Genomic DNA, 24,915 nt, shown 5'->3' on the forward strand with positions numbered 1-24,915 from the left:
GCACAACGGTCGGTCTGGGTTCACCTCTCCCCGGAGGGGAGAAGTCGGATTGCTGCTGGCCATGCGAAGCATCGTCCAGTGCAATCCGGGTGAGGGGCCGCGGCTGTGATTGAGACCGCAATCCCTCACCCGGATCGCATCTTCCGATGCGATCCGATCTCTGCTTGTGGGAGTGGTGGACTGAGCCCGCGGCCTTCACCTCTTCAACCAAGACTCTTTTCGTTTTAAGCATCCGGGGCAGAGGGGCATGGCAGCAGACATCTCGCGGGCCGGGGTCGAGAAGGCCTATGGCCGCTGGGCGCCGGTCTATGATCTCGTGTTCGGCAAGGTGTTCGACGCCGGACGGCAGTCGACTATCGCGGAGGCCGACCGCATCGGCGGCCGCATCCTCGACGTCGGCGTCGGCACCGGCCTGTCGCTCTCGGATTATGCGCGCACCACGAAAATCTGCGGCGTCGACATCTCCGAGCCGATGCTGCGCAAGGCGCAGGCGCGCGTGCGTGCGCTCAGGCTTTCCAATGTCGAAGTGCTCTCGGTGATGGACGCGAAGAATCTCGCCTTCCCCGAAAATTTCTTCGACGCGGTGGTTGCGCAATATGTCATCACCGCCGTGCCTGATCCCGAAGGCACGCTCGACGAATTCGTGCGTGTCTTGAAGCCCGGGGGCGAACTGATCCTCGTCAACCACATCGGCGCCGAGAGCGGCCCGCGAAAGCTGTTCGAACTCGCCTTCGCCCCCGTCGCCCGCCGCCTCGGCTGGCGCCCGGAATTCCCGTGGGCCCGCCTCGTCAACTGGGCCGCAAGGCACGGCGGCGTCACGCTTGCTGAGCGCCGCCCCATGCCGCCGATGGGACATTTTTCGCTGATCCGCTACCGCAAATCGTGATCGTGCGGGCAGGGAACGGGGCGCGCGAGACGCGCGTTTCCTTCCCATGCGCACGACATCAAACATCATCCTAGCGGGCCTCCTCATCGCCGCCTCTGGCAGCGCGATCGCGCAGGCCCCGCCCGCCCCGGCGACGCCGCCACAACAGACCGCGCCGCCATCCCCGCAACATGCGGCCAATTGTACACCGCAGGACCGCCCGAACCGTCCGGCTGACGGCACGACCACGGGCCAGTCCCGGGAACCGCTCGGCGACAAGCTGGCCAAATCCGAGGGCGTGCTCTGCCCGCCCTCCGGCATTGACCCCGAGATGCATGCCCCAGCGCCCGACACCGGCGGCAACACCCCGGTGATCCCACCCCCCGGCAGCCCTGGCGGCGACCCGAACGTGAGGCCGAAATAGGCCGATTCTTCGCCTCTCCCCCGCCTGCGGGGAGAGGCTGGAATCCGCACAAAAAGCGCGGATTCCGGGTGAGGGGACTCTCCGCCGGTCTGGCGCGTTAAGCAGGGCAATTCCGGCGGCGAAATCGACCGCTTTTCCACCTCGAGCGCCTTGGCGCGCCGAAGCTTTTAGCAAACGCGGATTGACTTCCCGCTGCCCCCTTCCTTATATGCCGCGCGTTCGCGAGATCGGCCTTATGCGCCGCCGCGATCCCTGTGGCGGGGTAGCTCAGCTGGTTAGAGCACGGGAATCATAATCCTGGGGTCGGGGGTTCGAGTCCCTCCCCCGCTACCAGATCCAGCGTAAACCCTTGATGTCCCAAGTCTTGGCCGATCGACATTTCGACGCGAGGGATGTCTCATTGATAGATCCGGAACGGTCGCTCATCAATGTCAAGCTAGCGCAAAACGAGCGCTCAGATCCGGGTCGCACACGCCCGGCTTGTCGCTGCGAGGCACTACATCTGGCAAATGGGGATCGTGGGAGCTTGCTGATCCTTTGGTGTTGGCAGACGGTGCGTGGCGATCCAGCGGTCTAAGCAATATCAGCGATCTCGCCAGCGCATCCTGGCGCAAACTGTGCCGAAACATCGGCGTAGCCCTCTTCGACCTGCCTTGAGGCAACTGAGCGAGCCGCATCTCCATCCGCTCAGCACCTTCATCGTGCGACCGAGCTGAGGGACGCAGCGGTTCCCCCAAAGGGGGCGCCGTTCCCGAGCGGATGGCCTGTTCGAGCGAGAATCGGGGCGACTCAATGCATGAGCAACGGACGAGAATCTCCGTAATACCCACGTCGTTTGAAGCGAAGTCCTGTGCACAGATGCCGATGCACCGCCTCAATCGACCCGTCGTGGCGTCATGACAGTCCCTTGGAGCTGCCGCGTAAACGTGCTCTGCCAAAGCCAGAATTCACACTCAAAATCAAAGCGTTGCTCCGATACCATCGCCTCACGGCCGCGTGATATTTGTGCAACATCGGCGCGAAAACGATCCACTTGAGGGCAAAACGGTGACGTCTTTCGTTGATTGATCAGGCCTCTTGGGCTCTTATCCAACCCGCGACGGAGGGGGGCATCCCGAGGTCGTCCCGTTCTAGGTGGTTCGCTTAAGTAGACCATCGTTACGAGGATGCGTTGATTTTCAACGTCTTTTCGCGGGTAGCTCAAATGGCTTTGTACGAGGATTTGTACGGGGCTTCAACTTGGAGGGTTAAAATGAAGTTCAAGGGCCTTTTGCTCGGTTCCGCGGCAGCTCTGCTCGCCGTTGGGGGAGCACAAGCGGCTGATCTTCCCGTAAAGGCCAAGGCGGTCGAATACGTGAAGATCTGCTCGCTCTACGGTGCGGGTTTCTACTACATCCCCGGCACTGACACCTGCATCAAGCTGGGTGGTTACCTGCGCGCTGAAGTCGCGCTGAACACAAATGCCGATTACAGCGGTCAGTTCACCGGCTCCGGTGGCGCGCACAACCGGCTGAGCAACTACTACACGATGCGTGCTCGTGAAGACCTTAACATCGACACGCGCACCGCGACCGAGTACGGCGTCGTCCGTACCTTCTTCGATGCCGTGTTCTCGTGGACGTCGGGTGGCTACACCGGCGCTGGTACTGGCCTGACAGGCGGTGCTACGGCCTACGACGCCGCCCCTGCAGGAACGGTTGGCAACGGCTCGGTCTCGGGTGGTGCGCTCGGCGTGTACTACGCCTTCATCCAGTTCGCCGGCTTCACCATGGGTAAGGCCGTGTCGCAGTTCGACGCGCCCTGGACTGGCTATCCCGGCAACAACTTTGACGCTCTCGTCGGCGGCGGCAACACGGTCACTGGTGTCAACCAGTTCACCTACACCGCTGACTTCGGTCAGGGCATCACGGCATCGTTCTCGGCGCAGGACCAGTCGGCCTACTATCAGGCGGGCAACATCAACCTTGGCGTCCCGGGCACGGTCCTTACGGCGGCAACTGGTACGGGTATCCTCGGCGGCGCCTATGGTCTCAACGACATCGGCGGCACGCGGTCGCCCGATCTGGTTGCGATGGTGCGTGTTGACCAGGCTTGGGGCCTGTTCCAGGCTTCGGTTGCCGCGCACGACAACCATGTTGGCTACTACGGTGCGTCCGAGGTGACGGGCCATCCGGACGACAAGTGGGGCTGGGCTGCTCAGCTGGCCTTGTCGATCAAGAACATCCCGACCGGCGCGGGTGACGTGATCAACGTTCAGGGTGTCTACACGGACGGCGCGACCCGCTACAACTTCCAGCCGACCGCCAACCCGGGAACTTGGTCCTCGTTTGGTAGCACTGGCTTGGCCGGCGCCTACCAGAGCATTGGCTTCGCCAGCGCTCCTGACACCGTGTTCGTGACCGGTGGGCAGCAGGAGAGCATCAAGACCTGGGGTGTGCGCGGTGCTTACACGCACAACTGGGATCCGTACTGGAACTCGGCCATTTACGGTGCTTACGCTCAGGTGAAATTCCCGGGCGGTGCGGCTGCAGCCGTTTGCGCAAACTTCTTCGCGCTCGTGGCGACCGCTGCCGGCACGACCTGTAACCCGGACTTCAACATCGCCCAGCTCGGCCTCATCACCCGCTGGACCCCGGTGAAGAACCTGACCTTCTCGGCGGACTTCAACTGGACCCATCTGGACCAGAAGTACTCGGGCGCTGTTGGCGTTCCCCTTCTGGCGACTGTGGCCAAGCCGGCGGCGACCTACGAGCTGAAGGATCAGGACAGCTTCACGCTGCTGCTCCGCGCCCAGCGCAACTGGTAAGTTTGGTCTAACGACCTGACCTCCAAAGGCCCTCGGCGGGAAACTGCCGGGGGTTCTTTCGTTGATGGTGACACTCCAGAGGGACCAATGGCGCGGGGACTGACGAGCGAGGCACTACGACCCGCTGCTTCTGAACAGATAAGCAGATTGGTTAGGTCTATAAGCGCTTCGCTTGGCGAGGTTCAGGCCACTTGGGCTGGCAAGCTCCAGCTGAGCGTTCCGCAATTGAACATGCTCCTCATCATCTCAGACGCGGATGACAAGGCCGGGATGTCCGTAAAATCGGTCGCGGAGTTGCTTGGGATCGAAAGTACGTATGTCACTGCCCAATCGAAAACCTTGGTCGGAAGAGGATTGCTACAGAAGCGAAACTCCCACACCGACAAGCGGATGATCTATCTCTCACTTACGCCAAAGGCTCGAAAGCAGCTTGAACAACTGGCTCAGACAAGGAATACGCTGGATACCTCGATCAAGCGCGAGTTCGGTGAAGTCGGCACATTAAGAACAATCGAATTACTGCAGGACCTACAAAATTGCCTTCTGCGCTGCCGTCTGAGATTGCGGCTCGAAGAGTAGAGCGTTAGCGGAAGTGTGGGCTGCCGTATTTAGTTTGAAGCCGCGCAGCACGGGACGGAATGCCAGTGAGGGTTGCATGGTCATATTTCCGTTTGGTTTCTACATCTTAGAGGGCGCTTCTCCCGTTTATGTCGGCAATAACTTGGAAGCGCAGAGGATCACGGTCGCCTGGATGGACGCGAACCCCGACAAGGTTTGCCTTCGCTCTGAGGCAGTTGGGCCTACGGAGCTTGCAACGAAATTCCTGGGCTGGGATGGAAGTGGTGGTTCCGCCGGGATGGGTCAGGCCCCGTTCTTGTTCGCAACTACCTGCAGCTGCGAGGGGAGGCCCCTTATGAAACGCCTCTACCGCGATTACGAAGCTGCGCTGGCTGGGCACACTGAGCTGATCGAACTTGCTAAGAGCAAACTGCATTGAACAGGCTGCTATTGAGCGGTCAGCGACCGTGAAAAAGCGGGCTTCAACGGTACATGCTACCCTCGTGCAGACCCTCGGCGCGCCCCTACGACACGACTTCAGGGAGATTGGCGCACTCCTCTGTTGTGAGAGCGTTCTTCCGGCATGAGTGTCTAAGAGGACGGCAGCTGACCTGTCTTGCTCGGCGCCTGCCTGGACCCGCAGGATACGAGGAGCATCAATGGCTGCCTGTGCTGACCTCTAGGGCTGCTTAGGCTTGCCAGCCAGCTCATCGACTGGTGATCCCTTAGGGTCTACCCGACTGAGACACGCGCCTGAGACACAAAGATTGTCTCAATGGCATCGAGCTTCTTCTTCCGACACGCTGTTGTCACAGCGTCTAAGCCCAATCGAGACAAGAGCGACCGGCGCGCGACTGGGAAGTCAGATCAGCTTACCGGAGCCGGGCGGCGGCCGCGACCTTTAGTCCGTGTTTTTTGAAGCCGCCCCCCTCGGCTTTGCAAAATGGGGCCCAATCAAGAAAGGGGACCCGCGAAAAGGACTTCGAGGGAAGTCGCGGAATGTCCTTGTGTACTGTTCGTAATTCGGTCATTCTTCGGACAGTCACTGATCGCGCGTGCAGGAAATCATGGCCAAATCGCATCTCAAGCTTGTCAAGCCGTCCACCGTAAATCGAACAGTCACACCGAAGCGCCTTCCCAATGCCGACCTGCGTACCCGCGAGTACCTGACCGAGGCCGAGGTCGAGCGGCTGCTTGAGGCCACCAAGGGCAACCGATGGGGTCACCGCGACGGCACCATGATCCTCGTGGCATACCGCCATGGCCTGCGGGCGGCTGAACTGGCGGACCTTCGCTGGGATCAGATCGACTTCGCAACGGCCACCCTGCACGTCCGCAGGGTCAAGCAGGGCAGCCCGAGCACGCACCCGATCCTTGGGGACGAACTGCGGCGCCTGCGGCGGCTCCAGCGTGAGCAAGAGCCCAAGTCGCCCTTCGTGTTCACGTCGGAGCGCGGGGCGCCCTTCACTACGGCGGGCTTCGCGCGGATGGTCGAGCGTGCAGGCGCGCAGGCGGACCTCGGGTTCAAAGCCCACCCCCACATGCTGCGGCACGCCTGCGGGTTCGCGCTGGCCTCCAAGGGGCACGATACCCGAGCCCTTCAGGCTTACCTCGGCCACAAGAACATTCAGCACACCGTGCGATACACCGAGCTGTCCCCCTCGCGGTTCCGCAACTTCTGGCGTGATTGAGCGCCGGACCGCGACATACTGTTCATGTCCGATTGGAATAAGTTTATGACGAGATGACAATGTAACAAAGCGGGCCGGAAACGGGCCTCCGATGACGAAATCCCGGCCTCCGAGCGATTGACCCCCGAGACCGCTACGCCTCACGCTTCCGGTGAGACCCGGCTCATCGGGCGCTGCTTCAGTTTATGTCTATGCTCCGGCGCGAACGCATCAGGGAGAACGTAGAGTTCCCGAAGGTTGAGGTTTGCGTTCACACGGTGAGCTGACTATCTGGGTCACAGTCATCCCCAAGCGCAGCACGCAGGTTCACCTTGGCCCCACCTGGGCTAAAGAGGCCAACCTGCCATCAACAGAAGCGATGCGCCGACATACGGCAGCACGGAGAGTTCCTTGGACGTGAAATCAGAGCTACAAGCCCAACCCCTGCAACCCACGAGCCCCGAAGCCGACAAGAACGAGCAACAGAGCCTAAGCGCTCTCAAGCGCGACTTGCCCCTGCAAGGGTCAGACGAGTTTCACGAGCGTTGCGAGCGAGCCATGGAGGCCGTCTGTCGGAAATACGCCTACACGGCGCAGCACGGCGGGGTTGTTCTTCGGCGCAATCCGCTGAAGCTGGCTCCGCTCACCGACCATGTGTTCCACCGGATCAACAAGGCCGAACACGGCTTCCGTTACCGGGACAGCGGTGGCCGCGTGAAGGTCTGGTTTCCCACCTTGGAGAAGGTGTTGTCGCAGTACTTCGAGCCTGAGTATCACGAGGAGGCATACGACGGCGCGTTCGTGATTGCTGAGCGGGTGGAGTTCATGCCCGGCGAGCCCGAAATAGCGCACGACGACGACGGCTGCCGCGTGTTGAACCTGTGGAGACCTGCCCCATGGGTCGCCCAAGAGGACGCCGAGGAGCCCAAGGTGTTTCTGGAGCACTTGTCCTATCTCTTCGATAACGATGAGGCGGCGATCAATCACGTTCTCAATTTTCTGGCTCACCTCGTGCAGAAGCCGCATGAGCGCATCGGGCACGCCCTGTTGTTGACCAGCGAGGCCAAGGGCATCGGCAAGTCCACCTTAGGCACGGTGGTGCGGCGTCTGGTCGGTGAGCAGAACAGCCGGGTGGCCCAGACGAAGGACCTCAAAGGCTCGTTCGACGGATGGCTCGTGGGTAAACTCGTGGTCCAAGTGGACGAGGTCTACGAGGCGGGCAACTGGGACTTGGCCAACAAGCTGAAGCCTCTGATTACTGAGCCTACGGTGAGCGCGAACATCAAGTACGGGCCACAGATCGAAATCGACAACTACGCCCGTTTCATCATGTTCTCAAATCACAGCGCGCCCCTGAACATCGAGGAGGGTGACCGCCGCTACTTCGTGTTCAACAGCAAGGCACAGCCCCGCGAGGACGACTACTACGACCGCCTCTATCGCTACATCGGCACTGACGAGGCGATGAACGACATCTTCACGTTTCTGAAGAGCCGAGACCTCTCGGGGTTCAATCCGTTCCGTCGCCCGCCGATGACCGAGGCCAAACAGCAGGTCATTGCTGAGAGCGAACACCCACTGCGTACCTACATCATCGAGGCGGTGAAGAGCGGCCATTTTCACGACAATCTCGGGGACGAGTTCTCGTATGACGCACTCCAGCGACTGTTGGGGAAGGACGGCTACGGCGCGCAGGCGAAGAACGCCAAGGAAGTTGGCTCCGCACTTGCAGCCGCTGGCGTTACGCACACACGCAAGTCGATAGGCGGCGGCAAGAAGGCGCGCCGCTACACTCTGCCTCCAAGGCCCCAAGGAGCCCAAAAGGACCCGTGGTCGCTCTGATGTAAGGAGAAGTTCGCCCGGCCACCCGGTCTACCCGGCACCCACACAAAGCCCCTACGTTTCCCGAGGTTTCTGCGGGCCGGGGGAGAAACACCTACCCGGTCCACCATGGCGCCCTCTTGGCTCCTCGTGTGCCGATGTGGTCGGAGCAGCCACAGTGTGGGGCGAATTGGCTCCTTTCGGTGCTTTCAATCGACCCTGTATCGAGGGAACTTCTTCAGGGCTTCTGCAAGGTCCTCAGGAAGCGGTTTCGTGTACGCTCGTCCCGTAGTAGCAGGCGAATGCCCCGTGATGGCGTCGCTGTACCGTTCGTCAATGCCGACGCGTGCTGCCATGGCCTTGAACGTGTGACGCCAAGCGTGATTGGGGCTTATCTCAGGGTCGGTTATGCCGAGAGAGCGTACCCAAGTGCCAACCTGAGACCTCATGCGCTCAGCGGGGCTCTGTCGAGGTCCATCTTCAGCCTCTCGGATCGGACGCCGCTTAGTGGGGTAAAACAGTGGTCGTCCTTGGGCGCGCTCAACGAAGTCGAGAAATCCTTGAGCGAGAAGATGTTCGTGCAGCGGCACAGTCCGGGCCTTCCGCGTTTTGATCTTGCCTGCGGATGGTGTCAGCCTTGCAAAGTGCGCTCCGTTTCGCTGCTGAATGTCGGCCGCTCGGAGCTGCGTAATCTCGCCAGCGCGGGCGCCGGTATAAGCGCAAATCCATGGCACCCATCGAAATGCGCGCTCTCGATACGACTTGGTGTCGTCACATCGCAGGGCTGCTGCCAAGATGGTCTTGATCTCGGCATCATCAAAGGCTTTCGTTTCGCGTTCGACGTTCTTCCGAGGCACGCTGATGCGCACCTCTGGAAATGGATTATTGTCGATGATTTTTTCCGCCACTCCCCAACCGAAGACTGTCTTGAGGGCGGTGCGCCATGCGGCTGCAACAGTTGCGGTCGACCGCTCTTCATTGACCAGCCCATTCATCCACGCCTTGGCCTTTTCGAAGCTGATGTTCCTGACATCGGGGAAATGTCGGTCAGCTTCCTTGAACACGGTGGTCCATCGGTAGACCGTTCCTTCCGCTGGCTGCACAGCTTTCGTCCAAGCCTCGAACAGCTCTATGGCTTTCACGGGGGCACTTCCGCTGACCTCTTCAAACTCGGGGAACACCTGCCGATTGACATCCGGCGAGTAGTCGCCACGCGAAAGTGCTTCCAATCGCTGTAAGGCGGGCAAGAGGTTGTCGCTGACAGCGTCTAGGAAGAGATTGGTGGCATCTGGGGTCAAGCTCAGGCCCTGTTCTAAAAGGAAAGCAGCAGTCTGGGCTTCAGCAGCGATGGCGGGCCGGACCTCATCCCTGACCTGCGGATCGGCCTGCCAATCCCAATGTGGATCGTCCTTCGGGCGCTGTTCGAAATCATCCGGTGCATGCGGGCGTATCACGTCCCAGATTAAGGTGTCGGTCAGCGCTCTCCAATGAGCTGGCGTGCGAAGGTCCCGTTCATGTTGCGCGAGGAACCAAGCATACCACCTGCCAGCCAGCGCGTAGGCGTTCTGTCGAGTAAGGGGCTGGGGACCTTTCGTCTTGGCAGCTCTGAGGCGGCCGATGCGCGTCTCAATGTCGGCCAACCACTCACCGAAGCGCGCTCGCGCCTCGTAATCCGATGCTCCTTTGTCGAGCCGGAACTTTTCTTCCCAAGCGTTGCCGTACCTAGCCGCGTACTCCGATCGGATGTCCTTCGGTATCACCTTTCGGGCCACGTAGGTCCCCGTAGACGTCCGCGTTAGTCCAGCCATTAGAAGTGCCATTTTGTACGGTGCCTTGTAGTTATAGGCATCCAAATAGCTATGGCAATCCAGTAACTTACTGAATTTTATGGACCCCAGCTCTCCGAGTTATCGGATCGCTTAAGTCCCTCGCGTTCAGCGGGTGTGTCCGAAGGCGCGAAGCGACTAAGCGGTGAGTTAAGGGACAAGGGAACCAACCTTAGGGTGTCGTCACCCAGCGGATCCGGAACCTTCCCTATAGAGCAAACTTGGAGGTTTAACATGAAGTTGGTTAAGAGCCTTTTGCTCGGTTCAGCGGCGGGTCTGATCGCCGTTGGCGGAGCGCAGGCAGCCGATCTCCCCGTGAAGGCCAAAGCGGTCGAATACGTGAAGATCTGCTCCCTGTATGGTGCCGGATTCTACTACATTCCGGGCACTGACACCTGCATCAAGCTGGGTGGTTACCTGCGCGCTGAAGTCGCGCTGAACACCAACTCGGTCTATAATGGTCAGTTCAGCTCGAACAACGGTTCGCGCAACCGTCTGACGAACTACTACACGATGCGCGCTCGTGAAGATCTGAACATCGACACGCGCACCGCGACCGAGTACGGCGTTGTCCGCACCTTCTTCGATGGCGTCTTCTCGTGGACGACGGGTAACTATGCTGGCAGCGGCAGTGCGACCGGCGCGACCGTCTACAGCAGCACGCTGGGCCTCAACACCTCTGGTGCGACCCCGGCGCTGGTTGGTTCGACGATCAACCCGACCGACGGCGGTACCTCGGGCGGTTCGCTCGGCGTGTACTACGCCTTCATCCAGTTCGCCGGCTTCACGATGGGTAAGGCCGTGTCGCAGTTCGACGCGCCCTGGACCAACTATCCCGGCAACAACTATGACGGTCTCGTCGGCGGCAGCGGCACGGTCACTGGTGTCAACCAGTTCACCTACACCGCTGACTTCGGTCAGGGCGTGACGGCATCGTTCTCGGCGGAAGATAGGGCGGCCTACTATGATGCCGGCAACCTCAACATGACCGGCGCGACGGCGGGCGGCATCATTGGTGGCGCGTATGGCACCAACGCCATCGGCGGTACGCGTTCGCCGAACCTCGTCGGTATGGTGCGTGTCGACCAGGCCTGGGGTCTCTTCCAGGCGTCGGTGGCTGCGCATGACAACCACGTTGCCTATTACGGCGCGACCGAGCCAACTGGCCACCCCGACGACAAATGGGGTTGGGCGGTTCAGCTCGCTCTGTCGATCAAGAACATCCCGACCGGTGCGGGTGACGTGATCAACATTTCGGGCGTCTACACCGACGGCGCGACCCGCTACAACTTCCAGAATCTGGCGGGCAGCAGCTACTCGATGTTCGGCAGCTCGGGCATCGCCTACCAGAGCATCGGCTTTGCCAGTGCTCCGGACACCGTGTTCGTCACTGGTAGCCAGCAGGAGACCGTTAAGACCTGGGGCTTCCGCGGCGCTTACACTCACAACTGGGATCCCTACTGGAACACCGCAATCTACGGTGCTTACGCTCAGGCGCAGTTCGGCTCGCTTGCCAAGACCGCGATCTGCGGCGTTGGCGGCGCTGGCGGCGTGTTCGGTGGCCTCGCGGGTGTGACCGGTTGTAACCCCGACTTCGCCATCGGCCAGGTCGGTGTGATCACCCGGTGGACTCCGGTCAAGAACCTGACGTTCTCGGCTGACCTCACCTGGACCCACCTCGACCAGAAGTATTCTGGCGTGGTTGGCCTTACCCCCTCCGGTACTACCGCAAAGCCGACCGCGTTCTACGAGCTGAAGGATCAGGACACCGTTACCCTGCTCCTCCGCGCTCAGCGCAACTGGTAAGTTCGGTCTAACGACCTGACAGAGAGCCCCGGCGGGAAACCGCCGGGGCTTTTTTTGGTTTGCTTGCCGCGGAGCTTACCTGCAATCAGATGCCGTAGGTGCTTGTTGGCCTCGCGACACATTGAGCCGGCTGATGCAACAACGCGCAAAGTCCGGACGGCTCAGGAGAGCAATATGTCCTTGTCCTCGCATGCGTCGCGGCCAAGGCTTGGGGCATCTTCCCGAAAGATGCACCCGAATTTGGGTCGCGCCCGCGTAATGCTGACCGCAATTCAGGCAAGTTTCTCGAATTACTGCTGATTTTCCGGTTTTGGAATGGGGCGGCGGATCCCGCTGCCGCGACCACTGACCTTCAAAGCGCATCGATCTCCGGCAGCGGCCGCATCGCGCAGCGAAGCTCGCGCGAGGAAAGGAACTCTTGCGCATGATCGCGGCTTGAATCCGCGGACCAGCGTCGCCGCCGATTGCTGGTCTGCACGGCCCCGCCTCCAAGCCCCCATACCCCCCAAGGATGGGGCCGTGCTTCATAGCAGGAGATCCCATGCCTGAGCCGACCGAGCAGGAGATCAGAGAGCGCGCGCACCGACTCTGGGAGCAAGCTGGCAAGCCCGAAGGCCGTGAGGACGAGTTTTGGCACGCGGCCGAGCAGGAGCTGCGCAACGAGGACAAGTCGAACACCACGCGGACGCCGGATACGCTGTGACCCGCAAGAAATGCCCATTCTGCTTCGGTCTGGGATGGGTCTGCTCAAACCATCCGCTCCGGGCCTGGAGTGACAAGCTGGGCGGCTGCCGGTGCGGTGAGGGGATGCCGTGCACCTGCAACACGGCCGAAGATCCCGAGATAAGAGTAGTCATCGTGGAAGCGGACACGACGTGGCACTAAAACAGCGACAGTCTCCTCAGCTCGAAGTGCTGGTCCTAGCTGCGTCTGAGCTGCGCGGAACGGAGCTCTCAAAAATGAATTGAGGCTCTGAGCAGCACGGGCTGCGCCGCAGACCGGTTCGCAGGGCGTGGTGGCCACCGTGGACGAGCAGCAAAAGATAGAGCACCAGATTGAGCTCGCAACGCGAGCCGCGGCGCTTGCCAAAGACGAAACCACTGTCGGGCGATTCCGGAGCTTTGCCGACGAGCTGACGCAAAAGCTCCTGCGCATGATGCGGCGCGGCAAGGTGCGGGCACGCGCCTACGAGCTCTGGGAGCAGGCCGGCCGTCCGGCCAACCGCGAACTGGACTTCTGGCTCGAAGCGGAGCGGCAGATCGAAGAAGAACGCGAACAGAGGAAGGGCTCGGGACCGTCATAGCGACGATCGCCGCTGGCGCTGGATGCCGATATTGCCAGCAAGGCGCTTGGCTCCGGCCGCTCGTCTCCTTGCGATAGAAAAAAGCCGCCGGGTTCTTCACCCTGGCGGCTTCAGAAGTCCGTAGCTGTTGATCGCCTCCCAGCTCGTGCGTACCGCCGTTACCTTGTTTGCGGCCATGCTTGGTTTTTGTAGGCGAACGCGGGTGATTCTGCTGTGACTTGAAGCACACAGTGGAAGGACGATGTCGGGCTTCGCGAAGATGCGCGAGAGCTCGGGGCGGGTCGGATGGGGTGGAGCTCTTACAAAATCCATCACGGCTCGTATCCAATGCAAGGCGGCAACGATGATCGTGAAGCCGAATTGCTGGGGGGCTGCTTCTCTGCCGTCGGGCAAAACACCCGCCCACCCGTCGAACCCCTTCCTACATAGATACTTCGCTTTATCGAAATTCGGGATCGGCGTATGTGTCGCCCCGCCTTGGGCCCTCTTGGCTTTGAGAGCGTGGAGCGACGAAGCAAAAGCTCGGCCTGAAAGGCGCCGCGAGATCGGCAAAAACGTGTCGGCGAACCGAGAGACGAGATCCCCGAGCGGCGAGGAACGCTTCCCACCGCTCTCCGTTAGCGGAGCAAACTTCCGGAGCCGTCGCATGACCGATTATCCAAAGCCGCCTTTTCCTGCGCAGCAGCAACCCATGCCCGGTTCGACCCGAGCGATGAATCCCAGGCCGGATCACGGCGAGGAGAGTTACAGGGGCGCCGGGCGCCTGGCTGGAAAGAAGGCGATCATTACCGGGGGTGACAGCGGCATCGGCCGCGCGGTCGCGATCGCCTATGCGAGGGAAGGCGCCGACATCGTCATCTCCTATCTGAATGAGGACGAGGATGCCGCCGAGGTCAAGGCGCTGGTGGAGCGGGAGGGACGCAAAGCCGTTCTGATACCCGGTGACATCCGCAATCCCGAGCATTGTCGTACGATCGTTCGGCGGACCATCGAGGAACTCGGCGGCCTGGACATCCTCGTCAACAATGCCGCTCATCAGGCCACGTTCAAGGACATCGCCGACATCAGCGACGAGGAATGGCAGCGGACCTTCGAGACCAACATCCACGCGATGTTCTATCTGACCAAAGCCGCGGTCCCGCATATGCGCCCGGGCGCCGCGATCGTGAACACGGCCTCGGTGAACTCCGACATGCCGAACCCCAGCCTGCTCGCCTATGCCACCACCAAGGGAGCCATCCAGAATTTCACCGGCGGACTTGCCCAGATGCTGGCGGAGAAGGGCATTCGGGTCAACGCCGTCGCCCCGGGTCCGATCTGGACGCCGCTCATTCCCTCGACGATGCCGGAGGATAGGGTCAAGAACTTCGGCAAGCAGGTTCCAATGCAGCGCGCCGGCCAGCCGGCCGAGCTCGCCACCGCCTATGTCATGCTCGCCGATCCGCTCTCGAGCTACACATCGGGGGCGACCCTGGCCGTCACGGGCGGCAAGCCGTTTATCTGACCGGCGACGTCAATCATCGCAATGACGACATTGAGAGAGCATGGCTGCTCTCCTCTCGTGCCCCGGACGCAGCGCCACTTCAGCGATGCGCGGCAGAGCCTGGGCCCATCTTGCCGCATCGTACTGTCCGTCTTCTCGGCCGCAGCTCTGCGCTACAATGCTCAAAGCGTTGCAGCTTGTTCGGGACACGCGGGTGAGCGACGACGATGTTGCTTGCGCTCACCCGGGCCCCGTCAGCTGCGATACCACGCCCCCAGATTCCACGTTATGGTGTCCCACCCCGAGATGTCGACCATGAGGTTGTTGACGCCGGCGTTGACGATGTTGCGCGAGAGCAGCGGCAGGAACACGTTGGCTTCACAGAAGATCTCGTCGACCTTGATCAGCAGCGCGGCGCGCTTGACCGGATCGAGCTCGTTCTGCGCGGCCTTATAGGCCTTGTCGGCCTCCGGATCGGAATAGCGCGAGTTGTTGCGGCCAAGCCATTTGTTGTCCTTGCTGGCGATCTCCCAGGAGACGCACTGGTTCAAGAACCGCTCCGGATCGGGCTGCGGCTGCGTCGTGTTGTACATCTCCATGTCGGCATAGAATTTCGAGTAGGTGTCGGGGTTGCCGACGTCGGAGGAAAAGAACACCGATGCGGTGACCGATTTGAGCTCGATCTCGATGCCGGCCTTCTGGCAGGCCTGCTTGATGATGGCCTGGGTCTTCTGGCGCGGGGCGTTGGTCGAGGTTTGGAAGACGTATTTGAGCTTCTTGCCGTCCTTCTCGCGGATGCCGTCCGCGCCCTTCTTCCAACCGGCCTCGTCCAAGATCTTGTTCGCCTTGTCGATGTCGAACTCGTATTTGAGCTTGCTGGACTTGAACTGCGGAGGCTGGTTGACGAAGCTCGCGGTCGCGATGCCGCCGCGGCCGTAGATGAATTTCTGGATCGACTCGCGGTCGATCAGCAAGTTGATCGCGCGGCGCACGGCCGGATCGGACAGCGTCGGGTGCTTGGTCTTGACGCTGGAGCGCTCGCCGTCGACCTCGGTCCACGGGTCGGTCGTGTTGAGGATGATGAACTCGACATTGCCGGACACGGTGACGTCGACCCTGCCTTTGCCGCTCGCCTCCATGCGCTTGAGCACCTCCTCCTCCACCTGCATGTTCCAGGCATAGTCGTATTCGCCGGTCTGCAGCACCGCGCGTGCCGCGGACACCGCGTCGCCGCCGCCCTTGACCTCGAGCGTGTCGAAATGCGGCTGGTTCTTGACGTGATAGTCGGGATTGCGTTCGGCGCGGATCATGTCGCCCGGCTTGAACTCCACGAATTTGTAGGGCCCTGTGCCGACCGGCTTCAGATTGCCGGGCGCTTCGCGCGACTTGGCGCCGGCATAGTCGCCGAAATGATGCTTTGGCAGGATCTGACCGACCGAGCCGACGAACGGATCGGCCCAGAACGGCGTCGGCGCCTTGAAGGTCACCTTGACCGCGTGGTCGTCGATCTTCTCGACCTTGATGTCCTTGTAGGAGCCCGTGGTGTAGGCGGCGGTTGCGAGATCCGCGGCGTACTGCCAGGTGAAGACGACGTCGTCAGCGGTGAAGGGCTTGTCATCATGCCATTTGACGCCCTGCTTGAGCTTCCAGATCACGCTCATGCCATCCGCCGCGAGGCCGCCGTTCGCCTTGGTCGGAACCTCCGCGGCAAGGCAGGGTATGAGATTGCCGTCCTTGTCCCAGCCGGCGAGCGGCTCAAAGAAGACGCGCGAGGCGATCTGGTCCTTGGTGCCGCTCGCGAAATGCGGATTGAGCAAAGTGGGAGCCTGCCAGAGCAGGAGCTTGAGCGGGCCGCCGCCGCCCGCCTTGGCCGGCTTGTACGGCAGCGTGGCATCCGCCATCGCCACATCGTGCCAGACCAGGATCTGGCTCGCGATCGGCGCCGTGATTCCGATCGCGGCTACCCTTTGGATGAACGAGCGTCGCGACAGCGTGCCTTGCTTCACCTCCGCGATCAGATTGCGGATTTGATTCTCGTTCATCGGATGCTCCCCACTCTTCCCAATAAAGTCGTCACCAGCCGTGACGCAGTCTAGCTCAGGAGGTGAGCGCGGTGGAGTCGAAGATGTCGCAGTGGTGCGGAGACGAGGCGACCACGTCGCGCTCAGGCAGCGTTGGGGTCTTGGCGTTCACGCCCTTGCGCAGCGCCACCGTTCGCCGGATGCCGCTTTGCCGTGACGCGCCTCCCGACTGTGGAAGGTGCCGTCGCCGCCGTGATTTCGTTTCCTGTTTGGTTCCGAATGGAGAAAGTGCGCCCGCCACGGCCGGCCAATATGGATTTCAATTTCATTGATTTCGCGCGGCGGAGAAGCGAATACGGTTCTAATCGTTGCCGCAAGACCATGGAGACCAAGATGTCGTTTCGCCTGCCCCTGATCCTCTCGACCTTGCTCGCGGCCTGGTCGGCGGCGGCTGCCGCCGAGACCGTCAAGATCGGCGTGACGCCGGGACCGCACGCGCAGATCTTGGAAGCGGTAAAGCCGATCGCCGCCAAGCAGGGCCTCGACATCCAGTTGATCGAGTTCTCCGACTATGTCGTGCCGAACGCGGCGCTCGATGCCGGCGAGATCCAGGCCAATTCATTCCAGAACCAGCCCTACCTCGACAACCAGAAGGCCGACCGCGGCTACAAGATCGAGGCCGTCGCGCTCACCGTGAACTTCCCGATCGGCGTGTACTCGAAGAAGCACAAGGCCTTCTCCGATATTCCCGACGGCGGCAAGATCTCGATTCCGAACGATCCAACCAATGGTGGTCGCGTGCTGCTGCTGCTGCGCGACAAGGGCGTGATCAAGCTGAAGGAGGGCACCGGCTTCAAGCCGACCGTGCTCGATATCACCGAGAATCCCAAGAAGCTGAAATTCATCGAGGTCGATGCAGCGCAGGCGCCGCGCGCACTCGACGACGTCGACGCCGCTGCGATCAACACCAATTATGCAACTCAGGCGGGCCTCGATCCCGTCAAGGATCCGATCCTGCGCGAGGACCCGAAGGGGCCCTATGTCAACCTGATCGCCGTCCGCAGCGCGGACAAGGACAAGCCCTGGGTCAAGACCCTCGTCGACAGCTACCACACGCCGGAGGTCAAGGAGTTCGTCCTGACCAAGTTCAAGGGCGCGGTGCTGCCGAGCTGGTAGGCAACCTGCTCAGCCATGGTCCAGCACAGCGGTGATCCCGGCGGGCAGCCCTGCGCAATGCCCGCTTGTCTGGAGCTGCGGCAACCGACATCATCGGCTCGTGGCCATCCTCGCCCGACAGGGGTCGTATGAAACGCTTTGCAAACCTGAAACGACTGGGATTTTTCACGCGGCTGCTTGATGAGGCTCCGCCGGCCGAGCGATATCGCCATGCGGCCGAGCAGATCGTGCACGCGGAAAAGGCGGGGCTCGATTCCGCCTGGATTGCCCAGCATCATTTTCACGAGCGCGAAGGCGGCCTGCCGTCGCCCTTCGCCTTCCTCGGCTACGTCGCCGCGCAGACCTCGCGCATCCGTCTCGGCACCGGCATCGTGACGCTGCCGCTGGAGAATGCGGTGCGGGTGGCGGAGGATGCCGCGGTGCTCGATCTCCTCTGCAATGGCCGTTTCGAGCTCGGCGTCGGCACCGGCGGCAACCCGTCGGCCTTCGCGGCCTTCGGTCTCGACAATGCGCAGCGCAACGAGATCTTTGCCCGCAATCTGGAGGTCGTCCGCGCGGCGTTGGTCGGCAAACCTCTTGATGGCGGGGACACGCTCTATCCGCAACGGCCGGAATTGGACAAGCGCATCTGGCAGGCCACATTCTCGGTCGCGGGCGGCGCCCGGGCAGGCAAGGCGGGCGATGGCCTATTGCTGTCGCGCACCCAGCCGCGGACCAGGGAGGCGCCGAAGGCCACGCTGGCCGAGATCCAGAATCCCATCATCGATGCCTATCTCGAAGCGCTGCCGCCAGGATGCGAGCCGCGCATCATAGCCTCGCGCAGCGTCTTCGTCGCCGACGACCGGGCTGAGGCGATGCGCCTGGCCGATATCGGGTTGCGGCGCGCGCTGCCGCAATTCCTCAAGGGCGGCCACGCCAGGCCCGGCGAAACTCTGGAGGAGATGATCACCGCGTTCGACACCCATGTCGGCGCAGCCGACGACGTCATCGCCTCGCTGCGCAGCGATGCCACGCTGGAACGGGTGACCGATCTGGTGTTCCAGGCGCATTCGGTCGATGCGCCGCATCCCTATATCCTGCGCTCGATCGAGCTGGTCGCGGAAAAAGTCGCGCCGGCACTGGGCTGGACCCGAGCAGCGCCCGCTGTGGCCTTGGCGGGCTGATCGGAATCAACGGGAATTACCTCGCAAGGCTGAATGATGGGAACGCAAGATATCATCGACACACTCGCCGGCATCGAACCGGGATCGGCTCTGGATGCCATCCGCGCACGCCGCCTTCAGGCCCGCGAGAACGCGCAGAAGAGCTATCTCGCCCTGTTCGAGCCGATCGATGCGAGCGCGTTCTCGCTTGCCGAGCGTGCCGCGGTCGCGGCCTTCGTCACCGGACTTCATGGCGAGTCCCCCGTCGCAGCCTTCTATCGCGAGAAGCTTGCGGCGAATGCGGATGGCGCGCCTTTGCTCGAAGCGATCAAGGCCGAGATCGAACGCGGCAAGACCTCAGGCCCGTATGGCGCGTATCCAGCAGGACCATTGTCAGTCGAGAACACGGCCGGCTTGATCTACCGCGTGAGCGCGGAAAGCAAGCCCGTCCTTGGCGCCCGGCTCGTTGCGGCGCTGGAGCATGCGCATCTGTTGGTGTTCCATCCCCGCGATGCCGCCTCCGCCGACATGAAGGCGCTGCTCGTCGCCGGCTGGTCGAACACCGGCATCGTGACCTTCTCTCAGCTTGTTGCCTTCCTGTCGTTCCAGGTGCGCGTCGTCACCGGCCTGCGCGTACTCGGCGCTTCGCTCGGGCCTACCGCGGCGGGAGCGTAAGGAGACTGCACATGAGCGCTGCAAACAATGTCAATCCGCCCGTCGTCTTCACCCAGGACGAGCTCGGCTGGGTGTCGTGGATCGATCCGCTGCCCGAGGGCGAGCTGACCGAGCGGCATTTCGCTGGCCTCGTCGATCGCGCCCGCGCCAAGTCGGAATATTTTCGCCTGCTGGTGCGCGACCCTGAGGTGCTCGAAGCCCGCACCAAGACCGACAAGGACATTTTCTACAATGTCGCCGACGGCCTGCCGCGCGCCGAGCGCGAGCTCGCGGCGGCTGCGACGTCGCGCTATAACGGCTGCGTCTATTGCGCCTCCGTGCATGCGCGGTTTGCCAGCACCTATTCCAAGCGCCGCGACGACGTGCAGCGCCTGCTCGACGAAGGGGTTAAGGCCGATCTCGGCGAGCGCTGGAATGCCGTAGTCAAAGCGTCGGTGGCGCTGAGCGCAACGCCGATCGCGTTCGGCCCCGACAACGTTGAGGAGCTGCGCCGCGCCGGTCTCGACGATGCCGAGATCGTCGATGTCATCAACGGCGCGTCGTTCTTCAACTGGGCGAACCGGCTGATGCTGTCGCTCGGCGAGCCCACTAAATAAGCAGTGTCACTGGCACGTAAATTGCCGCTTGTTCGTAACACCTGAATGGATGGAGCCGTGCATGAGCAACATCGATCGTCGGTCCCTGGTTAAGGGCTCGCTTGCCGTCATGATGGCGGGAGCCGCCATCTCGCGCAGCGCATTCGCCCAGTCGTCCGAGCCGATCCTGCTCGGCGTCAGCGGGCCCCTGACGGGGCCTAACGCCCAATACGGCGCGCAGTGGAGGCAGGGCTTTGATCTCGCGCTCGACGAGATCCACGCCGCCGGCGGCATCAACGGCCGTAAGCTCGCCTACCAGTTCGAGGATAGCCAGAGCGATCCGCGCCAGTCGGTGGCGATCGCGCAGAAGTTCGTCTCCGATTCCCGCATCGTCATGGAGCTCGGCGATTTCTCGAGCCCAGCCTCGATGGCGGCCTCGCCGATCTATCAGCGCGGCGGTCTGGTGCAGTTCGGCTTCACCAACTCGCATCCCGATTTCACCAAGGGCGGCGACTTCATGTGGAGCACGTCCGTAAGCCAGGCCGACGAGCAGCCGCTGCTGGCATCCTATGCCGTGAAGCGGCTCGGCTTGAAGAAGCTGGCGGTGCTGCACCTCAACACCGATTGGGGCCGCACCAGCCGCGACCATTTCGTCAAGGCGGCCAAGGAATACGGCGCCGAAATCGCGGTTACTGAAGGCTACATCGCGGAGGAGCGCGATTTCCGCTCCACCCTGGTGCGCGTGCGCGACGCCAATCCCGACGGGCTGATCCTGATCTCCTATTATTCCGACGGCGCGCTGATTGCGCGTCAGGCGCGCCAGGTCGGCCTGAAGCAGACCATCTGCGCGGCGAGCTCGGTCTACTCGCCGAAATTCCTGGAGCTCGGCGGCGAGGCAGTCGAGGACGTCCACCTCGGCACGCGCTATTTCCCGGAAGACCCGCGGCCCGAGGTGAAGAAATTCATCGCGGGCTTCAAGGCCAAGTACAACGGGCAGGAGCCCGACGCCTTCAACGCCTATTCCTATGACGCGATGAACATGGCCGCTGCCGTCCTCAGGATCGGCGGCACCGATCGCCGCGCCATCCGCGATGCTTTCGCCAAGGTGAGAGACGTCTCCAGCGTCATCTTCGGCTCGGCGACGTTCGACGTCGAGAGCCGCCGCGTCAAGGGCGCCATGAATGCCGAGCTGGTCGTGCGTAACGGCAAGTTCGCACTCTGGGACGGCAAACGGGCCTGATAATGATGACCGGAGCGATCGCTCCGGTCCCCTTCCTCTGATTGGAAATGCTGCGTGGCTTCCTGGCTCGACTACACGATCAACGGGCTGATCGTCGGCAATGTCTACGCCCTCGTTGCGGTCGGGCTCGCGCTGATCTTCGGCGTCAGCCGGCTGATCAACTTTGCGCAAGGCTCGATCTATCTCGTCGGCGCCTATATCGGCTGGGTCGCGGTGGTGCAGCTGCATACTCCGCTGCCGCTCACCATCATCGTGGTTGCGGTCGCTGCCGCGATCGTCGGGTTGATCATCGAGCGGTTCGGCCTCCGTCCGCTGCAGAACTCGGTGCGTATCGCGCCGCTGTTGGCGACGATCGGCATCAGCTTCGTGCTCGATCAGCTGGTGATGCTGACCTTCTCGCCCAATCCGCGTGCGCTCCCGAGCCAGCTGCCGGACGTCCGCTTCCAGGTCGGCAACGGCACGATCGGACCGCTTGATCTGCTCATCGCCGGCGTTGGCATCACCAGCGCGCTGCTGCTGTTCGTGTTTCTGCGCTACACCAAGCTCGGCTGGGCGGTGCGCGCCACCGCGCAGGACCGTGACGCCGCCATGCAGATGGGCGTCGACGTCAACCGCGTCAATCAGGCCGTATTCGGCATTGCAGCGGCGCTCGGCGGGGTCTCCGGCATGCTGGTCGGCATGTACTACAATCAGATCGACACCGCGATGAGCCTTCAGGCCACGCTCAAGGGCGTGGTCGCGGAAGTCGTCGGCGGCGCCGGCAACGTGCCAGGCGCGGTGGTCGGTAGCCTGCTGCTGGGATTGGTCGAGAGCTACGGCGTTGCCGTGTTCGGTACCAGCTATCGCAATCTGTTCGCATTCCTGTTGTTGGTCGTCGTGCTCGTGCTGCGGCCGAACGGGCTGTTCGCGAGTGCGCGGCAGGCGCCGCCGGAGCCGCTCACCGGCACCTTCATCGCGCCGAGCCGTCCTGTGCGCATTCCGCGCTGGGCCTTGGCGCTTGCAATCGGTGGGTTCGCGATCCTGCCGCTGTTCCCGGTGTCGTTCTACGTGCTCCAGACGCTGATCAATGCCTGGCTGCTCGGCATGCTCGCGCTCAGCCTGACGCTGGTTGCGGGGACTGTGGGCCAGGTCTCGCTCGGCCATGCCGCGCTGCTGGCGATCGGCGCCTACACCGCCGCGCTGCTGTCGCTGACCTTCTCTGTGCCGGTCGGCCTCGCCATCATCGGTGGTGGCCTGATGAGCGCTGCGCTCGGTACGCTCCTGATCTCGCCGTCGTTCCGCCTGCGCGGGCACTACGTGTCGATCGCAACGCTCGCCATCGGCGAGATCGTGTCGCTGGTGATCCTAAACTGGGAGAGCGTCACGCGCGGCCCGATCGGCATCTCCGGCATTCCGCCGCTATCGCTGTTCGGCTACGACCTGATCAGCCCATCGTCGGTCTATTGGTTCAGCCTTGCGGTGATGGTCGTGCTGGCGCTGCTGCAGGGGCGTCTGCTGACCTCGCATCTCGGCCGCAGTTTTCGTGCCATCCGCGATGACGACATCGCCGCGCGCGCCTATGGCCTCAGCCTCAACCGCTACAAATCGCTCGCCTTCATCTTCGGCGGCTTCGCTGCCGGCGTCAGCGGCGGCATCGCCGCGCATCTCTATTCCTACATCAACCACGAGACCTTCAACACGCAGCAATCCATTCTGGCGCTAACCGTCGTGATCCTCGGCGGCCTCGGCAATGTCGTCGGCGCAATTCTCGGATCGGTGGCGCTGGTCGGCCTGCCCGAGGTCTTCCGGATCGCGGCGGAGTATCGAATCCTGATCTACGGCATCGTGCTGCTGCTGCTCGTGCGGTTCAGGCCGCAGGGCCTGCTGGGGACGATCTGATGGCGGAGCAGCACCTGCCCATGTTGTCCCTGCGCGGCCTGACGCGTCGCTTCGGGGGTCTCACCGCAGTCGATGCCATCGATCTCGATCTCGCCAGAGGCGAGCTGATCAGCATCATCGGCCCGAACGGCGCCGGCAAGACGACGCTGTTCAATCTCGTGACCGGTCTCGATCGGCCCGACGCCGGTACTGTCAGCTTCGCAGGGCAGGGCATCACCGGCCTGTCGCCGGAGCGGCTCGCCGGCCAGGGCATCGCGCGCACGTTCCAACTCGGTCGCGTCTTCGGCAATCTCAGCGTGATGGACAACGTCTTGATCGGCGCGCATACGCGGCTGCGTGCGGTGAAGCCGGCCGTGCCGGTGATCGGTCCGCTGCTGGAGCTGGGCCTTGCGCTGCTGCGGCCCGCAACCGTCAAAGCGGAGGAGGAGCGGCTGCGCGAAGAGGTGAAGACCATTCTCGCCCGCTTCGGCGAACGGCTGCTGCCGCGGATCGAACAGCCGGCCTATAGCCTCTCTTACGCCAACCGCCGCCGTATCGAGATCGCGCGTGCGCTGGCGCTGAAGCCGCGCCTACTGCTACTGGACGAGCCGACCGCCGGCATGAACCCAACTGAAACTGCGGAGATGCAGGCCCTCGTCGCCGAGCTCAAGGCGGAGGGGCTGACCATCCTCCTGATCGAGCACAAGCTGGAAATGGTGATGCGCCTGTCGGACCGCGTCATTGTCATGGACGAGGGCAAGAAGATCGCGGAAGGCCCGGGCGAACAGGTGCGGAGCGATCCCAAGGTGATCGAGGCCTATCTCGGCCATGGTCTCTCCGGAAAGGCGGAGCAGGAGAGCGCGGCATGACGAACTCCTCGACGGAGCCGTTGCTGGCATTGTCCGATGTCAACACCTTCTACGGCCAGGCCCAGGTGCATTTCGACCTCTCGATATCGGTCGCGCGCGGTCACATCGTCTGCCTGCTCGGCGGCAATGCCAGCGGCAAGTCGACGACGATGAAGATCATTCTGGGCTTGGTGAAGCCGCGCTCCGGTGATGTGACGTTCGACGGTGCCTCGCTCATCGGGCTGACCACGCCGCAGATCGTCCGTCGCGGCATCGCCTCGGTGCCGGAGGCGCGGCGGCTGTTCGCGGACATGAGCGTGCGCGAGAACATCCTGATGGGCGCATTCGTGCGCAACGACCGCGATGTCGTGGCCCAGGATCTCGACAGGATGCTCATGCTGTTCCCGAAGCTCGGCCAGCGGCTGTCGCAGCGCGCCGGCTCGCTCTCCGGCGGCGAGCAGCAGATGGTGGCGATGGCGCGGGCGCTGATGAGCCGTCCCCGCATGATCGTGATGGACGAGCCGACCATGGGCCTGTCGCCGCTCTATGTCGATCGCGTGCTCGAGCTGATCCGTACCATCAACCAGGACGGCGTCTCAGTGTTCATGGTCGAACAGAATGCCAGCCTTGCGCTCGAGATCGCTCATGAAGCCTATGTGCTCCAGACCGGCAAGATCGTGCTCTCCGGCCCGGCGCGGACACTGAAAGACGATCCCCGCATCCGCGACGCCTATCTAGGCGGTTCCGAGGCGGCGTAGAGCGAGCCGATCTCATGGTTCGAGACGGCCGCTATGGCGGGCTCCTCACCATGAGGGCCCA

The 24,915-nt window shown here is 62.5% G+C and carries 21 protein-coding genes and 1 tRNA gene; 20 read left to right on the forward strand and 2 right to left on the reverse strand.

The window, feature by feature from the left end; all coding sequences use genetic code 11:
- The first annotated feature begins 247 nt into the window (after positions 1–247).
- The 8 genes from IVB12_RS35195 (at position 248) to IVB12_RS35230 (ending at position 8,165) form a co-directional block, all read left to right on the forward strand.
- Complete coding sequence (locus IVB12_RS35195; protein ID WP_247306944.1) at positions 248–886, forward strand: class I SAM-dependent methyltransferase; 639 nt, start codon at positions 248–250, stop codon at positions 884–886.
- Positions 887–932: 46 nt separating this feature from the next.
- Positions 933–1,289 carry a hypothetical protein gene (locus tag IVB12_RS35200; RefSeq protein ID WP_247280363.1) on the forward strand — a complete coding sequence of 119 codons (357 nt, stop codon included), beginning with the start codon at positions 933–935 and terminating at the stop codon, positions 1,287–1,289.
- A gap of 256 nt (positions 1,290–1,545) precedes the next feature.
- A tRNA-Met gene (locus tag IVB12_RS35205) sits at positions 1,546–1,622 on the forward strand.
- 919 nt (positions 1,623–2,541) lie between these two features.
- Positions 2,542–4,095 (forward strand): porin, encoded by a 1,554-nt coding sequence (locus IVB12_RS35210; RefSeq protein ID WP_247306947.1) that lies wholly within the window; start codon positions 2,542–2,544, stop codon positions 4,093–4,095.
- Between the two features lie 87 nt (positions 4,096–4,182).
- Positions 4,183–4,674: a MarR family transcriptional regulator gene (locus IVB12_RS35215; protein ID WP_256467141.1), complete on the forward strand. Its 492-nt coding sequence runs from the start codon at positions 4,183–4,185 to the stop codon at positions 4,672–4,674.
- Between the two features lie 76 nt (positions 4,675–4,750).
- Entirely contained in the window at positions 4,751–5,092 is a 342-nt protein-coding gene (locus tag IVB12_RS35220) for a hypothetical protein (protein WP_247306959.1), read from the forward strand.
- Positions 5,093–5,720: 628 nt separating this feature from the next.
- Complete coding sequence (locus IVB12_RS35225; RefSeq protein WP_247306976.1) at positions 5,721–6,344, forward strand: tyrosine-type recombinase/integrase; 624 nt, start codon at positions 5,721–5,723, stop codon at positions 6,342–6,344.
- A gap of 396 nt (positions 6,345–6,740) precedes the next feature.
- Positions 6,741–8,165, forward strand: a complete 1,425-nt coding sequence (locus IVB12_RS35230; RefSeq protein ID WP_247307056.1) for a primase-helicase family protein — start codon at positions 6,741–6,743, stop codon at positions 8,163–8,165.
- 188 nt (positions 8,166–8,353) lie between these two features.
- On the opposite strand, the gene IVB12_RS38550 is transcribed toward IVB12_RS35230, so the two are convergent.
- Positions 8,354–9,916, reverse strand: a complete 1,563-nt coding sequence (locus IVB12_RS38550) for a tyrosine-type recombinase/integrase (RefSeq protein WP_247306978.1) — start codon at positions 9,914–9,916, stop codon at positions 8,354–8,356.
- Between the two features lie 288 nt (positions 9,917–10,204).
- Between IVB12_RS38550 and IVB12_RS35240 the strand changes: the two genes are divergently transcribed.
- The 4 genes from IVB12_RS35240 to IVB12_RS35255 all read left to right on the forward strand — a co-directional run bounded on the left by IVB12_RS35240 (position 10,205) and on the right by IVB12_RS35255 (position 14,583).
- Positions 10,205–11,776 (forward strand): porin, encoded by a 1,572-nt coding sequence (locus IVB12_RS35240; RefSeq protein ID WP_247306981.1) that lies wholly within the window; start codon positions 10,205–10,207, stop codon positions 11,774–11,776.
- A 541-nt stretch (positions 11,777–12,317) separates the two neighbouring features.
- A complete protein-coding gene (locus IVB12_RS35245) occupies positions 12,318–12,479 on the forward strand; it encodes a DUF2934 domain-containing protein (RefSeq protein ID WP_247278282.1) in 162 nt (53 codons plus the stop codon).
- A 312-nt stretch (positions 12,480–12,791) separates the two neighbouring features.
- Positions 12,792–13,079 (forward strand): DUF2934 domain-containing protein, encoded by a 288-nt coding sequence (locus tag IVB12_RS38555; protein ID WP_247278283.1) that lies wholly within the window; start codon positions 12,792–12,794, stop codon positions 13,077–13,079.
- Between the two features lie 646 nt (positions 13,080–13,725).
- The gene (locus IVB12_RS35255) at positions 13,726–14,583 is read left to right on the forward strand and encodes an SDR family oxidoreductase (protein ID WP_247307058.1); all 858 of its coding nucleotides are present in this window, start codon (positions 13,726–13,728) and stop codon (positions 14,581–14,583) included.
- A gap of 233 nt (positions 14,584–14,816) precedes the next feature.
- On the opposite strand, the gene IVB12_RS35260 is transcribed toward IVB12_RS35255, so the two are convergent.
- On the reverse strand, positions 14,817–16,604 hold the full coding sequence (locus tag IVB12_RS35260; RefSeq protein ID WP_247306985.1) for a peptide ABC transporter substrate-binding protein: 1,788 nt from the start codon (positions 16,602–16,604) through the stop codon (positions 14,817–14,819).
- A 360-nt stretch (positions 16,605–16,964) separates the two neighbouring features.
- Between IVB12_RS35260 and IVB12_RS35265 the strand changes: the two genes are divergently transcribed.
- The 8 genes from IVB12_RS35265 to IVB12_RS35300 all read left to right on the forward strand — a co-directional run bounded on the left by IVB12_RS35265 (position 16,965) and on the right by IVB12_RS35300 (position 24,854).
- Positions 16,965–17,759 carry a MetQ/NlpA family ABC transporter substrate-binding protein gene (locus IVB12_RS35265; RefSeq protein WP_247307059.1) on the forward strand — a complete coding sequence of 265 codons (795 nt, stop codon included), beginning with the start codon at positions 16,965–16,967 and terminating at the stop codon, positions 17,757–17,759.
- Positions 17,760–17,887: 128 nt separating this feature from the next.
- On the forward strand, positions 17,888–18,922 hold the full coding sequence (locus tag IVB12_RS35270; RefSeq protein ID WP_247306987.1) for a putative FMN-dependent luciferase-like monooxygenase: 1,035 nt from the start codon (positions 17,888–17,890) through the stop codon (positions 18,920–18,922).
- Between the two features lie 36 nt (positions 18,923–18,958).
- Positions 18,959–19,576: a CMD domain protein gene (locus IVB12_RS35275; RefSeq protein WP_247307061.1), complete on the forward strand. Its 618-nt coding sequence runs from the start codon at positions 18,959–18,961 to the stop codon at positions 19,574–19,576.
- Positions 19,577–19,587: 11 nt separating this feature from the next.
- On the forward strand, positions 19,588–20,172 hold the full coding sequence (locus tag IVB12_RS35280) for an alkylhydroperoxidase domain protein (RefSeq protein WP_247306989.1): 585 nt from the start codon (positions 19,588–19,590) through the stop codon (positions 20,170–20,172).
- Positions 20,173–20,233: 61 nt separating this feature from the next.
- Positions 20,234–21,391: an ABC transporter substrate-binding protein gene (locus IVB12_RS35285; protein ID WP_247306992.1), complete on the forward strand. Its 1,158-nt coding sequence runs from the start codon at positions 20,234–20,236 to the stop codon at positions 21,389–21,391.
- Positions 21,392–21,445: 54 nt separating this feature from the next.
- A complete protein-coding gene (locus IVB12_RS35290; protein WP_247306996.1) occupies positions 21,446–23,269 on the forward strand; it encodes an ABC transporter permease in 1,824 nt (607 codons plus the stop codon).
- On the forward strand, positions 23,269–24,117 hold the full coding sequence (locus IVB12_RS35295; protein WP_247307014.1) for an ABC transporter ATP-binding protein: 849 nt from the start codon (positions 23,269–23,271) through the stop codon (positions 24,115–24,117). Before IVB12_RS35290 ends, IVB12_RS35295 begins: the two co-directional genes overlap by 1 nt.
- The gene (locus IVB12_RS35300) at positions 24,114–24,854 is read left to right on the forward strand and encodes an ABC transporter ATP-binding protein (RefSeq protein ID WP_247307018.1); all 741 of its coding nucleotides are present in this window, start codon (positions 24,114–24,116) and stop codon (positions 24,852–24,854) included. The genes IVB12_RS35295 and IVB12_RS35300 overlap by 4 nt, the downstream gene beginning before the upstream one ends.
- The last annotated feature ends 61 nt before the right edge of the window (positions 24,855–24,915 follow it).

Origin of the sequence: Bradyrhizobium sp. 179 (assembly GCF_023073535.1) — a bacterium.
GTDB lineage: Bacteria > Pseudomonadota > Alphaproteobacteria > Rhizobiales > Xanthobacteraceae > Bradyrhizobium.